The sequence below is a fragment of the Rhodococcus sp. IEGM 1366 genome (assembly GCF_033142425.1).
GTDB lineage: Bacteria > Actinomycetota > Actinomycetes > Mycobacteriales > Mycobacteriaceae > Rhodococcus_F > Rhodococcus_F globerula.
This window is the reverse complement of the sequence record NZ_JAWLRZ010000013.1, coordinates 18,845-32,283: the sequence shown is the minus strand read 5'-3', so window position 1 is coordinate 32,283 and position 13,439 is coordinate 18,845. Positions and strand designations below refer to the sequence as shown.

The following is a 13,439-nucleotide window of genomic DNA, read 5'->3' as shown; positions in this document are numbered from 1 at the left end:
GACTAGCTCTGCCCGATCGTGGAGGCTTGATCTACGGGCGGCGTATATACATCGTTCTCCAACTGCAGTGTCATGAACCCGTTATCTGCACAGGTGGTCCACAATTGCGAGCCCCGCCATTCCGGGGGCGAGAAGCACCAATCGCTCGACAGGTCTCCAAACCCCGTCTGCGATGCACGCGACGTTTGGGCATCCTGCGGGTTGAACTGACCCTCAAGGACTGCGCGTGCGATCGGCACGGTCGACAAGACCGGAACTCCGATAATCGATGCAAGCGCGTGCGGAGAGTTCGTCAGCTGAAGGTTTTGCCCCTTCAACGCTGGCGGGTTGTAGTACGCAATCTCCCGGATATCGTCAGGATCGCGAACATCGAACACGCGAATTCCCGATGAAACCCACGAGCAGGCCAATGCGGTCGGGTTTACCGGGCGATCTGCGGCACAGTAGTGCGCTTCGTAGGCGAAAAGTGATCCACCCATCGACGAGCCAAGGTTCTTGCCCATGTTCTGCGGAAGGTTGATCTCGAGCTTGATCTTCGAGGAGACTGTCGGTGCGCTCTCGTCGGACATGTCCATCAGTTTGACACCGCCAGAGCCACCCTCGTCGACCGCGAACACGAATGGTTTGCCGTCGTAGGTAACAGGAATCGCGTGCTGCGTGGCCTGTCCGTCACTCCAAAATACCCGCCCGATGTGCGGAACCTGTGGATTAGGGTCCCGTCGCTGAACCGCGCTGACATCGAGAACCGTGAATCCGGCCAGCACCGAAAGGTAGAGGCGATTGCCGTCCGGGGTGAGGCCAAAGCCGTGGCTCGTCAATCCGGTCAAGGCCTGCCAGACGACCTTCGGATCTGCAGGATTCGACACGTCGATCGCGCTCAGCAGTCCGCCGGTCACCCCAGACGCCCAGTACGTGTTGCCATCGGGTGAGAATCCGCCTTCATGCGACATGATCGGAAGAGGCATACCGAGATTGGTGCCTGCGCCGGGATTGAGCAGCCGTGGATGTGCGCAGTCGGAGATATCGTAGATCGAGAAGTATGCTGCTCCGACACCGACCGGGACCGCAGTCGCCGCAAGGAGTTTCCGCTTCACGTTGACCTTCAGGCTTTCCCATGTACCGCCCAGCATCGCGGGCTCGGTAAGCGTCGCCGTGGGCTTCGGGTCAGCCGGGTCCGAGATGTCGAGCACCTGGACACCGCTGCTGTTTCCGATGAGATTTCCGGGAAAAAACGATCCCGTGTAGGAACAGTGGTCGAATGTCACCGAGGTGATGCCGCCCCCCTTACCGGGATAACTACCTACGAGAGACACGTTGCAGCGGTATCCCTGTTGGCTGCGGCCGCTCATTCGGTCCTCAGCTGGAACGTCACCCTGCAAGCCGGCCTCCGGCAGCGAATTGGGACCGCACTGCGCCCGCGGCACCGCGGTACGCCCTACATCCAGAAATTCCTGAACACCTTTTGTGGCGTCGGATTGCGGGTCAGCCCATGCAACCCCGCCGATCGGGACGACAGCCGCAGTACACATGACGGCTGTCGCTAGGGGTATGACCCCAAGCCGTCGCATCAGCAGAACCAGACGCATTCTCGAATTTCCTTTCGGTGCTGGGGAACTAGTGCTCCCCAAACAGTGACTGTGCGTCGCTACCGGCGAGCACAGGACTCCACGGCAGGCTGCGGAACTTCTGAGGAACCACCTACAGCGAACTGGCGATACGCCTAGATAGGTTCCCCGCCAGGGTGTTTGGACGCACCTTCGACCCTGTCCAGCAGTGACGTTCAGAGCCCCACCTATTTGGTATACATAGTGCACTGTAACTATACGATCAGTCAATTGTTCTTTTCTGGCAATTTCAGGCAACGACGGTGGATACGGTGCGGAACGCACGGCGATAAACATGCCCTGAACAGGAATGGGACCGTTCACAGGCAAGGTGGTGGCGGCGATCGGCGTATCGAGCGTCGTCCACGCTCTGGCATGCATCCCCGTTTGACCCTCGCGGCATCAAATTCCTGGTGGTCGACACCTGGGGACCAACTGAGTTCCTACGCGGGCAAAGTTCCTGCAGTACATATCCAACCCGATAAATTCTGCGCCGAAGCTGCGGATGTACCTCGCATCGGCGACTTCCCGCACAGCATCGGCTCCACCTCACCGAGGGTGTCCGATCAACACCGAGTTCGGAGTTCACGGCATCGGCTCAGCGCGCCAGTCCTTCCGGCCGTGGTTGCCCATCCTGGTCCGACCCCAATTCTGGGGGAGTAGCCAATATGACGGCAGTGCTCGCATGTGACCCGCCGCAAGGCTGGATACCGCAAACGGTATCTATGTCCTAATCCCCGCACCGCACCTTCACCTCAACTGTCACTGCCGGCACTGTTGGTCGCTCCCACTGGCAGTGAGACTGTCGGGCAATTGACAGTGCACTGGTGTCTGCAAGCTCGATGATTCGCCACTGTTCGCCGGTCAACACGGGCATACCCGATCCAGGCGCCCGCGTTGATCTGACTCTCGAACCAATGCCTTCGCGTCGATCGAGAACGTCTGCGACGTAACCATTTCCGGACACCTGCGTTGCCACCACCGAAGATCGCACATCGGCCACTACGAATTTCTCGATAACAGCTGGAATGGAGACAACGGCGATAATTTGGGTATACGCGTCATACGAGGCATAAACCCCTCGAACGCAATCCGCCCAATGCTGTGACCTCGTTCTCCTCACCGAGCTTCGGCAACCATCTACACTACCGCTCGATTCGTTACTTAGGCGGCGCGAGAGGTACGGACGGTGCGGTTCAACAAGAAACATCAAAGAGACTCCACTCGAAAGAGGTGAATCGCACGGGCACATCAAATCTCCGGAACGCCGATGCGGTTCAACCTGGGCAGATCCGACTAATCCACAGAGTTAGTGTCGAGTGCCGCTCACTGCACCATCGAGCGCGTCATCTGCGACGTACTTCATGCGAGCTTGTACCTCAACAGCTTCGACTGATCCGCAAGCCAGAGTTTCTCTCCGTGCGCTCCGTCAGGTCCACCCGTTCGAAGACCCGAACGTCGACTGAGGTCACTCCATAGCCTTACCAGTGACCCACGCAGCGATTTGAGCTCGGGATGTGAACCCTAACTTGACGAGAATGTGCTCTACATGACCTTGCGCGGTGCGAGGTGAAATAACCAGGTTCGCGGCGATGGCCTTGTTCGTAAGTCCTTGTGCCACAAGAGCTGCCACCTCGCGCTCGCGGCGGGTCAGGCTCGGCTCGTTGGATGTTGTCTCCGGCGCAGAAGGTTCTTCCCCCAGCGCGTAGGAAACCGCATCTCGGTACGTCAACGAACTTCCACGCTTGAACTGCTTGTCGTATTCCGCTTTACCGAGGGCTTGTTGCGTCGAACGCTCACGCATCTCGCGCTCGTCGCGAGCCCAGACCGAACGGGAGGACGGCCCTCCGACTCCTCGCCAAATACTGCTGGCCGCGCCTGACAGGACGGCAGCACGCGAAGGGAGTCTCTGGTCTGCTTCGATTCGGCCAAGGATCTCGAAGCAGCGAGCTACTGCGATGCGGTCATCGATGCAGTCAGAGAGTCTGATTCCCTGGCGCAGCACCGATTGAGCCTGTGTTGAGTCGCCCTCCCGCCATAACGCCCATCCGCCGATTGTTGCTGCTCTGCCGCGGTACACGGTCTCACCGTATTTCGCGCTCTCGACGAGTATGGCGTCATAGCACTTGTGAGCCCCCGACACATTATCGAGTTGCAGGTGGGACAACCCCAGACCAATCAGGCTGGCGATTTTACAAAAGGTGTAACCGATCCCATCTTGTTGAGAAATCGCAGTCTCGAACAGCACGACCGCACGAGTCGGTACAGAGTTGTAGAGGTTGTGACAGCCCCCGGCCCAATTTGCGAACGCAGCCAAGGCGGTATCCCCGAGGCGTTCTGCGATGATGTCGCCCTCAGCCAATAGTTCAAGACTTTCGTCGACGTTACCTTGTACGACTGCGAACACGCTGGATAGGTACAGCGCTGTGGCTCGATCCGCAGTTTGTTCGCGATGGACGGAAAGGATACGCCCTATCCATGTCCGAGCTTCGGTTAGGAAAACGCCTCGGGATACCCAAAACGGCAACAACGCCGCAACTACCCTGACAGCGTGGTCTCGCTTGTCTGGGTCGTCTGTCAGATAGCGCTGGAGAACTTCTCGAATGTTGGACTGTTCGCGGTCCAGCCGCGAAATCCAGTCCAATTGACGAGGACTGATCCAGTCGGTTTCAGCTCTCAGGATCAACTGTTCGTACCAATCGGTGTGGCGGCGACGTAGAGTCTCTTCGTTCCCGCTCGCTATCAGCTCCAGTCGGCCGTATTCGCGAAGTGTGTCGAGCAACCGGTACCGGACCATTGAGTCGATATCCTCACGAATCAGGATCGATTTGTCGACGAGCGACGTGACCAGATCGGACATTTCTCCCAGGTCTGTTTCTTTGCAAATAGATTCGGCTGCTTCTAGTTCAAACGTTCCGGCGAAGACTGATAACCGCGCCCAAAGGGCTTGCTCCCGCTCAGTGCAGAGGTCGTAGCTCCACTCGATACACATTCGTAGTGTCTGTTGTCGCGACGGCGCCGTACGACTGCCCGCGGTCAAGATGCGATACCGGTCGTTCAACCGTTCCAGTATTTGTTGCGCTGACATCGCCCGCAATCGAACCGCTGCGAGTTCTATCGAGAGTGGCAGTCCATCGAGGTGCCGACAAATTTGTGCGACCGCACGTTGGTTGGCATCCATGAGCCGGAACGTCGGTGCCACTGCTGTCGCACGCTCGACGAACAGATTGACCGCTTCGTACTCCGAAATCGGTCGCCCCGACGACTCGCGAGCAGACGTTGGGACGATCATCGGCGGGACTCGCAGCACTTTCTCACCCCCTATACAGAGAGGTTCCCGGCTCGTCACGAGTATCCGGATATCTGAGCACGTTCGTAAGAGCGTTTCGGCGATGGCGGCGACCTCTTCGACTACGTGTTCGCAATTGTCGAGGACCAAGAGCAGATGTTTGTCATTGAGATGGTCCACCAAGGCTCGAACCGGTTCCGCTGCTGTGTGACCCTGTACCCCGAGTGCGGCCAGCGCGGTGCTTGCAACCAGCATCTCATCGCGCAGTTCACCCAACTCGGCTAGCCATACACCGTCGACGAATGCACGTCGCGATTCGAGGGCGATTCGAAGTGCAAGCCGCGTTTTTCCTATACCCCCGATTCCGGTCAATGTGACCAGTCGCGAAGCCGACATAAACTTCTTAGCCTGGGCTAGTTCAGTGCGGCGACCGACGAAGCTAGTCACTTCGAAGGGAAGATTCCCCAGCATGTCGCGCGAGCCAGCGGGTATGGCTGGCGGCTGAGGCGGAATCTGCTGTCCCCCGGGAGTATCCGAAACTTCGACTCGTTGTTCAACACCCCACTTTCCACGCGACCCACTCACTGCCTGCTGAATTTGGGTCGGCTGATCGTTGCCAGTCATTTTGTTACCGGTGTGCCGAATGACCATGTCGTCGACATGAAGGTGGTTCCGCCTCTCGACCGCCCGAAGTTCTTCTCCAAGTTCCGCAGCACAACCTGGACGCAGCGCGGGATTTCTCGCCATGGTTCGATCCAAGATCTCGCAAATGTCGTCAGGAACGGCGCGCGTGGGGAGATATTTCTTCTCTCCGTTGGTAATTCGCAGAAATTGCTCCACGATCGCTTCACCTTCGAGCCGTTCGTACAGCGCATGGCCGGTGATCGCGCAGAATAGGGTCGCTCCCAAGCTGTAGACGTCGCCTGCGACGGTTGCCGGCCCACCCGATAGGACCTCCGGCGCGGTGAAGGCAGGCGAGCCTGTCAGCTCACCCTCAGCGGTCTCAAATGCACCCACCAGGCGCGAGATACCAAAGTCCGCAAGTTGCAGATCACCATAGTCCGTGAGCAGAATATTCGCTGGTTTGACGTCTCGATGCAGCACTCCCGCCTCGTGAGCAGATTCGAGTGCGCCAGCCAATTTTATGCCTAGATACAGCGCCTCGACCCATCCCAATGGGCCGTCCCGGCGAATTCGTTTCTCCAACGAACCATTCGGGTGGTAGGGCATCACAATGTATGGCAGCCCGTTTGCGGTGTTCCCAATCTGGAACACATCGACGATGTTCGGGTGACCTGAGAGTCGGCCCATCGCCTGTTGCTCCCTGAGGAACCGGGCACGGCTGCCACCGTCAAAGCATTGCGTGAGTAGCTTCACTGCAACTGTGCGTTCGAGCGACGGCTCAGTACATCGGAATACCACACCGAATCCGCCGCGTCCAACTTCCTGGACGCCTTCGAACCCCATCCCGACCAACTCCGCCGCAACTGCAACTGGGCCGTCACGCGGCAATGCTCCCGGCTCCTGCTCAACCATCGACTACTTCGATTCTAAGCTGACCTGCTATCGCGCTGTCCTATTACATGACAGTTCCTACAGACACAGTCTACCGCGCACCCTGTGGATTACCGGTTCAGACTTCGGGCCCGGTGCTCTTGACCTGCGACCTAACTTGCTCACAACCACCTCGCGACCCAGCACTCGAGTTGCCTTCACCCGGTGGGTTCCTGATCGCCCCGGCTCCCCCGAATCCGATCACCCCAGACCGGCAAAAAAGAACTCTTGTGAACCATGCCACATTCCTGATATTTTGTGGATATATTGATAATACATCGAACGAAGGGTTGTACATGACCTCCAACGCATCCACTGACCAGCGCCTCGCATTCTGGCTCACCAACCCTCACGCCGCCACCGCTGAAATCGCCTACGCGGCGGGATTCCGTGCCGTTCTTCTCGACATCGAACATGGCACATACGACCTCGCCTCCCTCGAACGCATAATCCCCGTACTCAAGGGCCTCGGGATGGATATTCTCGCCAAAGTCCTTGCACCGGAGCGTGCTCCGATCCAGCAGGCACTTGATTTCGGCGCCGATGCAGTTGTCATTCCTCATGTCGAGAACCTTGCGCACGCCAAAGCCGTGACTGCGTTCGCTAAATTCCCCCCACTCGGCGACCGATCCTTTGCCGGCGGCCGGACCCATAATTACATCGACCCGCTGGATGACGCGTGGGCCCTTCGGCAGGACCAGACCACTCGCTGCTACCCCATGATCGAGGACTCTGGAGCACTCGACGACATCGAGTCGATTTTGAACCTTCCGACCGTCGACGGAGTGTTCGTCGGCCCGACTGACTTGTCCATCCGCCGCGGACGCGGAACCTACAAACGAACGGAGGATGACTACCAGGACATCGAGAAGATTGCCCGCGCGGCTCGTGCCGCAGGTAAGCACTGGGTCTTCCCCTCATGGACGCTCGAAGAACAGCGGTTCGGCGTCGCACACGGCGCGAATCAACTCGTTGTGTCCATGGAACAGGGCGCCCTGTACAAAGGCTTTGCCCAAGACCTGGCCGCCAGCCGCGAGGCGACCAATGTCAAGCCTCCACTCTCAGTCTAGGTTCTCAGTGTAATCATCCCGGCCGAATCCTGATGGATACGGCCCAATTTGAGGAGAGTTCACAGGTGGCGGCAACCAAGGCAGATGCAGCGTACTCAACACTCCGCAAGGCGATTGTCAGCGGCGAAATTCGAAGTGGCGTCCCGCTTGACGAAGCGCGGATCTCAGAGCAGTACGAGATCGGACGAACGCCACTCCGCGAGGCGCTGAAAAGGCTTGCGCTGGAACAATTCTTGATCTGGCACCCGCGACTCCCTCCCGTCGTTCGCGAAACCAGCCTCAAGGATCTGTACCGACTGCAGGAATCTCGACTCATACTCGAAGAGTCCGTGATCCGATTGAGCGCGCGGCGAATCACCGAGGCCCAAGTGCAGCAGCTGAGTCGCACTGCCGACGCACTGCGCGAGGCTCTCTTGTCCGGGGCAATCTACGAAGCAGTCGAACTCGATTACCAACTGCACAACGAAATCGCCCAAGGAGCCGACAATGCATACCTGGAAGATGCTGTAGCACAACTTAATTCAGGATCACTTCGCTTGTGGCACCAGAACTACTCCACGATCACCGCAACTGAGGACGTTGCAGATCGGCATCGCACACTGGTGACTGCGCTGGCGTCTCGCGACGTCGAGGCGGCAGCCGATGCCATTCGGTCACACATTGACGAATCACTCCAGAACCAACTGAAACTCGACTACCGAACCGACCACGTCGGACTCGACACGCGTGTGACGTAACCACAGATAGAAGGGCATACCTTGTTCACGATCAACCAACCCGCACCTCTTGTCGACGACTCGCTGCTTGCTTCACTGAAAGACGTGAGCCCGTCGACACTAGGCCACATGCTCGACTCCGGATTCGCCGCAGATCTTGCTCCCGTCGTCAGGCCCGCGCGATGCATTGGAACCGCGTTCACCGTCCGACTCCCCAGTCTCGACTCCACCGCGCTTCACTATGCCGTGGATATGCTCGCGCCCGGATATGTGCTTGTCGTGGATACCGGCGGCGACCGAACGCGAGCGTGCCTCGGCGGTGGAGTCTCCTTCACAGCCAAAGCGCGAGGAGCTGTCGGAATAGTCGTCGACGGAAAAGTTACCGACTACAACGATCTCTCCGAGTTGGGCATACCGGTTTATGCACGCGGAGTCAGCCCACTCACCACCCGCATCGTAGGCATTGAAGGCGCAGTCAACGTCCCCGTGAACATCGACGGAGCGGTCGTCACCCCAGGCGACATCGTCCTCGCCGATGACGACGGCGTGGTGTTCATTTCCCCCTCCGATGCTGCACATCTCGCGGACCGCGCGTCCAAAGCACAACAATGGGAGTCAGAGGTACTGATCCCCCACATTCGCCAAGGCGGACGAATTTCGGACCTGTCCGGCGCAGCCGCGTACGTGGAAAAGTCCGCCGCCGAAGCGGCGATCTGAGCGACCAGCACTCAACAACCTCACGGTGGCCGTCGGCCTCCTCCGACGGCCACCACGACGAAAGAAGACACCGTGACCACCGTTGCGATCGGCCAGTTCTATCCCGGACTTGACAAGAAGTCCAACTTCGAAGTAATGGCCACCCTGGTGCGAGAAGCCAGTTCACGGCAGGCTAAAGTAATTGTGCTGCCGGAGTATTCACTCTTTTGCGCACCTTCCATGGACGACCGCTTCGTCGACTCAGCCGAATCGCTGGACGGCCCATTCGTCACCGATCTCCAGACTCTTGCACGAGAAACAGACATCACGATCGTGTGTGGGTTCAACGAGATCGCCGAGCCCGGCCAACGTATCTCGAACACACTCGTCGCAGTTCGAAACGACGGGAACCTGGTAGCGGTCTATCGAAAACTCCACCTCTTCGACGCGTTCGGATACAAGGAATCTGACAAGGTTCGGCCCGGTGATATCGAACCGCCACAACTCTTCGATGTCGATGGACTCAAATACGGTCTGCAAACGTGCTACGACGTTCGATTCCCCGAAGTCACACGCCGCATCGTTGACGCTGGCGCCGACGTCCTCCTTCTCCCTGCCGCATGGGTTCCTGGCCCGCTCAAAGAGGACCACTGGACCACACTGATCCGAGCCCGGGCAATAGAAAACACGATCTACGTCGCGGCCTCGGACCAGTCCGCGCCCGGCGGAGCCGGCGGCAGCATCATCGTCGACCCGATGGGCGTGGTGATCGCAGGACTCGGCGAAACCACGGGTATCAGCACGGCCCAGGTCACGGCCGCACGCATCGCCGGCGTTCGACAAGCGAACCCCGCTTTGGAACTCCGCAGATTCGCGGTGACATGACTTGCCCATCAACGCACACCACACGTCGCCTACCCCATGCACGCCTGTTCTTCTTCACCCCGCCCCATCCGAAAGCGAGTCCCCATGTCCGTCAAATCAAAACTTGCGGTTTCTCTCGGCACCGTCGTGGCCCTGGGCCCGTTGCTCACCGGCTGCGGATCGAATTCCGACAGCACCGAAACTTCGACGCTCGTATCCACGTATGACTGCTCGAATCCCAACTCCGACACCGTGACCGATATCAGCATCACAGCGATGCCCATCCTGAGCAACGGCGCAATCTACGCAGCCATCGACCAGGGATTCTTCGCCAAACAGGGCCTCGATGTCACAGTAAAGCCCGTACCGTCTATCGCCGGCACGATTTCGGCGGTACAAGGTGGGAGCACTGACTTTGCATTCACCGCAACCTTGAACCTCTTGCAGGCGGTAGACAACGGCATATCCCTCGTTGCCGTTGCGCCATTTGCCGGCATTGCTCCCGACTACTACAACAAGATGCAAGCCGGGGAAAAGGGCTACACCAGCGAAGTTACCGCGCTGTTGACCAAGAACAACAGTGGAATCAACACGCCTGGAGACCTCAACGGCAAGACCGTGGCGATCATGGATGCGAAGGGACAGGCCGAGCTGACGACCAGTGCCGTGATCAAACTGCACGGCGGAGACCCCGCACAAGTTCAGTTCGTAACGATGAGCCCCGCCGACGCGTACAACGCACTCCTCGCCGGAAAAGTTGACGCAGCCTACTCGGTGGTTCCTGCTTTCGACGGATACGAAGAAAAGAACTTGAAGATCATTTCGTGGCCTGGCGTCGAAGCGCTACACGAAGGCCCCACGTCGATGATCGTATCCAGTAAGAAGTACGTCGAGGAAAACCCCGACGTCGCGGCGCGCCTCAACTGCGCCATGCGCGATGCCTCGGATTTCGCCAACGCCAACCCCAACGTGATCCGGGAGGTGACTGCGCGCGAACAGAAGACCGATCCGGCATCTCTCGCATCGGCAACCGTGCCGTACTTCTATGCCCAGACCGATCTCTCGGGTATCGAACGATTCGAGAAGTTGATGCTCGAGTTCGGATTCTTGAAGAAGAACATCGATCCGGCCAGCCTCATCATCCCTGCTGCCCTGACCAATGGAAACTAATGTGCCCACACTAGCGAACATGCGTGGATCGAGACAGGTCCGCACTGCCATCATGGGAACGGTCGGCGTTCTCGCATGGCTCGCAGTGTGGCAGTGGGTCACCACGGGCGGTCCGCTGACGGACGTAGTCGGAATCCCTACCGCAACTGATACTTTGAGAACTGCCACCGAGCTAGCCACGGACTCGAACTTCTGGTCCCAAGTAGGCCAGAGCTTCGCGGTAGCACTCATCGGACTGGCCATTGCGCTCCTCATCGGACTGGTCGTCGGCGTCGCCACGGGTTTATCGGAAGTCGCCAACGACCTGCTTGATCCTCTCGTCCAGTTCCTGCGCCCCGTACCCCCGGTCGTGATCCTCCCGCTGATACTGCTCATCGTCGGCCCGACAGACACCCTTGCGGTAATTCTTGCGACCATAGGCGCACTGTGGCCGATTCTCGTGCAAGTCCACATCGGGGTTCGAGATGTAGACCCGGTCGCTATTGACACGGCTCGATCAATGACTCTGTCCTGGAAGGCCACCCAGGCAAACATCGTATTGCCCAGCGCCCTGCCCTACATTGCGACAGGAGTTCGGATCGCTGCCAGTCTTGCCCTTATGCTGTCGATCGGCGCCGGAATTCTCGGAGGTTCCCCGGGGTTCGGCCAGGCAATCTCGACAGCGCAGCAAACAGGGCAGTCCGCGACGGTATTCGCAATGCTCCTCTGGGCGGGCGTTCTGGGTATCACTCTCAACGGTGGCCTGGCCCTCCTGGAAACCCAACTCATTCACGGTCGTCGACCGGAGGCAACATCATGACCGTCGCGCGCCGGATAGCTCTCGGCCTGACAATCCCACTGATAGTCGTTGTCACATATGGACTCACGACAAGTCGGGAGCCTAACCCCTTCTACCCGCCGCTGAACGCGATCGCCGAGAGGTTCGCCGAACTGTGGATCTTCGACGGTATAGAGACCGACGTGGTCCCGAGCCTGTCCAACCTGTTGGCAGGCTTCGCAATAGCCGTCGTCGCCGGTGTGCTCGGCGGCCTGCTTCTCGGCCGCATCCGCATCCTTCGAGAGATCTTCATGCCGCTGATCTCCTTCGGTAGGTCCGTGCCACCGATCATGCTGATACCGCCCCTCGTACTTGTGCTAGGCATCGGCGACTCCTCGAAGATCGCCATCATCGCGATAGGCGCCGTGTTTCCTGTCCTCATCGCCACTATCGACGGTCTTCGCCAGACGGACCCAGCGCTCCTCGATGTCGCTCGGTCCATGCAACTTTCCAGAACGCGAACCACAATGAACATCTGGATCCCGTCCGCGGCACCATCCATGTTCGGAGGAATTCAGTCCGCCCTGCAGATCGCATTGGTACTGATGGTGTCTAGCGAAATGGTCGCTGCGGTAAGGGGTGTGGGCTTCGTGACCATGCAAGCTCAGCTCACGTTCGACGCACCGTCTGTGTGGGCAGGAATCGTGTTGCTTGCAATCATCGGCTTCTTGCTCAATTTCATCTTCACACTCGTTCGAAACCGACTACTCCGCTGGCACATCGGAATGCGGTCAACATCCAAATCACGTTAGGGAGACAACCATGATCACCTCGCCGCCCCGCCTTGCGGTACATGGGCTGTCGAAGACCTACGGAAACTCTGCACCGGTGCTCGTTGACATCGAATTCGATGTTCAGCAAGGAGAATTCGTCTGCATCGTAGGTCCATCCGGCGCAGGAAAAACGACACTGCTGAGATGCCTTACCGGCTTGATGCCACCTACGTCCGGCGAAGTGGTACTCGACGGAAAAGCACTCTCGGGGACAAGCCCGCAGATCTCTATCGTCTTCCAGGAATACTCACGGTCACTCCTACCCTGGATGACCGTCGCGAAAAATGTCGCACTGCCACTCAAGGCTCGGAAACTCGACAGGAATCTACGCACGAGCAAGGTGCGGGAAGCACTTGCAAGTGTCGGCCTCCGCGGCACTGAGGACAAGTACCCGTGGCAGCTCTCCGGCGGGATGCAGCAGCGAGTGGCTATAGCTCGCGCGCTGATCACCAATCCTGAAGTCCTCGTCATGGATGAGCCCTTCGCATCGATCGACGCGCAGACACGTTTCGAACTCGAAGACCTCACACTCCGGTTACAACGCGACCGCCAGGTCACAGTTTTGCTGGTCACCCACGACATAGACGAGGCCGTATACCTCTCCGACCGGATTGTTGTCCTGTCGCGGAACCCGGCGTCCGTGGTGGAAATAGTAGATGTCCAACTCGGCTCTGCGCGTGATCAGATCACGACGCGCGAGACCGTACAGTTCAGCGAGCACAGATCCCATATCCTCGAGGTGATCCGCGATGTTCAGCTCGCGGCAAACCGCAACCAGAACAGTTAGTCACCACGAGTAGTCACCGCAAGCGGATTCCACCCCGCGATGACGAATTCAGTCGCTCAGCTCGAGCAATCTCGGCGGTTGATGTAGCGAGATACCTGA

10 protein-coding genes are annotated in these 13,439 nt (G+C 58.6%); 8 read left to right on the top strand and 2 right to left on the bottom strand.

Translation table 11 applies throughout. The annotated features are described in order from the left end of the window. Positions 1-2 precede the first annotated feature (2 nt). Positions 3-1,586: an LVIVD repeat-containing protein gene (locus R4P64_RS29555; protein ID WP_411742722.1), complete on the bottom strand. Its 1,584-nt coding sequence runs from the start codon at positions 1,584-1,586 to the stop codon at positions 3-5. 1,486 nt (positions 1,587-3,072) lie between these two features. Then, entirely contained in the window at positions 3,073-6,360 is a 3,288-nt protein-coding gene (locus tag R4P64_RS29550; protein ID WP_317823731.1) for a protein kinase domain-containing protein, read from the bottom strand. 383 nt (positions 6,361-6,743) lie between these two features. On the opposite strand from R4P64_RS29550, the gene R4P64_RS29545 reads away from it, so the two are divergent. The 8 genes from R4P64_RS29545 to R4P64_RS29510 all read left to right on the top strand — a co-directional run bounded on the left by R4P64_RS29545 (position 6,744) and on the right by R4P64_RS29510 (position 13,340). Next, on the top strand, positions 6,744-7,517 hold the full coding sequence (locus R4P64_RS29545; protein ID WP_317823730.1) for an HpcH/HpaI aldolase family protein: 774 nt from the start codon (positions 6,744-6,746) through the stop codon (positions 7,515-7,517). Positions 7,518-7,582: 65 nt separating this feature from the next. Then, a complete protein-coding gene (locus tag R4P64_RS29540) occupies positions 7,583-8,254 on the top strand; it encodes a GntR family transcriptional regulator (protein ID WP_317823729.1) in 672 nt (223 codons plus the stop codon). A 108-nt stretch (positions 8,255-8,362) separates the two neighbouring features. Then, entirely contained in the window at positions 8,363-8,950 is a 588-nt protein-coding gene (locus R4P64_RS29535; protein WP_317823727.1) for an RraA family protein, read from the top strand. Between the two features lie 72 nt (positions 8,951-9,022). Next, entirely contained in the window at positions 9,023-9,814 is a 792-nt protein-coding gene (locus R4P64_RS29530) for a carbon-nitrogen hydrolase family protein (protein ID WP_317823726.1), read from the top strand. 84 nt (positions 9,815-9,898) lie between these two features. Further along, positions 9,899-10,963 (top strand): ABC transporter substrate-binding protein, encoded by a 1,065-nt coding sequence (locus tag R4P64_RS29525; protein WP_317823725.1) that lies wholly within the window; start codon positions 9,899-9,901, stop codon positions 10,961-10,963. A gap of 19 nt (positions 10,964-10,982) precedes the next feature. Beyond that, entirely contained in the window at positions 10,983-11,762 is a 780-nt protein-coding gene (locus R4P64_RS29520; RefSeq protein WP_317823724.1) for an ABC transporter permease, read from the top strand. After that, entirely contained in the window at positions 11,759-12,532 is a 774-nt protein-coding gene (locus R4P64_RS29515; protein ID WP_317823723.1) for an ABC transporter permease, read from the top strand. The genes R4P64_RS29520 and R4P64_RS29515 overlap by 4 nt, the downstream gene beginning before the upstream one ends. Before the next feature lie 10 nt (positions 12,533-12,542). Next, on the top strand, positions 12,543-13,340 hold the full coding sequence (locus R4P64_RS29510) for an ABC transporter ATP-binding protein (protein WP_317823722.1): 798 nt from the start codon (positions 12,543-12,545) through the stop codon (positions 13,338-13,340). Positions 13,341-13,439 lie beyond the last annotated feature (99 nt).

Bases quoted from the DNA above. Each gene is read 5' to 3' on its own strand.
- R4P64_RS29515 (WP_317823723.1), top strand. From the start codon at position 11,759: ATGACCGTCGCGCGCCGGATAGCTCTCGGCCTGACAATCCCACTGATA.
- R4P64_RS29510 (WP_317823722.1), top strand. From the start codon at position 12,543: ATGATCACCTCGCCGCCCCGCCTTGCGGTACATGGGCTGTCGAAGACC.
- R4P64_RS29555 (WP_411742722.1), bottom strand. From the start codon at position 1,586: ATGCGTCTGGTTCTGCTGATGCGACGGCTTGGGGTCATACCCCTAGCG.
- R4P64_RS29535 (WP_317823727.1), top strand. From the start codon at position 8,363: ATGCTCGACTCCGGATTCGCCGCAGATCTTGCTCCCGTCGTCAGGCCC.
- R4P64_RS29550 (WP_317823731.1), bottom strand. From the start codon at position 6,360: ATGGGGTTCGAAGGCGTCCAGGAAGTTGGACGCGGCGGATTCGGTGTG.
- R4P64_RS29520 (WP_317823724.1), top strand. From the start codon at position 10,983: ATGCGTGGATCGAGACAGGTCCGCACTGCCATCATGGGAACGGTCGGC.
- R4P64_RS29545 (WP_317823730.1), top strand. From the start codon at position 6,744: ATGACCTCCAACGCATCCACTGACCAGCGCCTCGCATTCTGGCTCACC.
- R4P64_RS29525 (WP_317823725.1), top strand. From the start codon at position 9,899: ATGTCCGTCAAATCAAAACTTGCGGTTTCTCTCGGCACCGTCGTGGCC.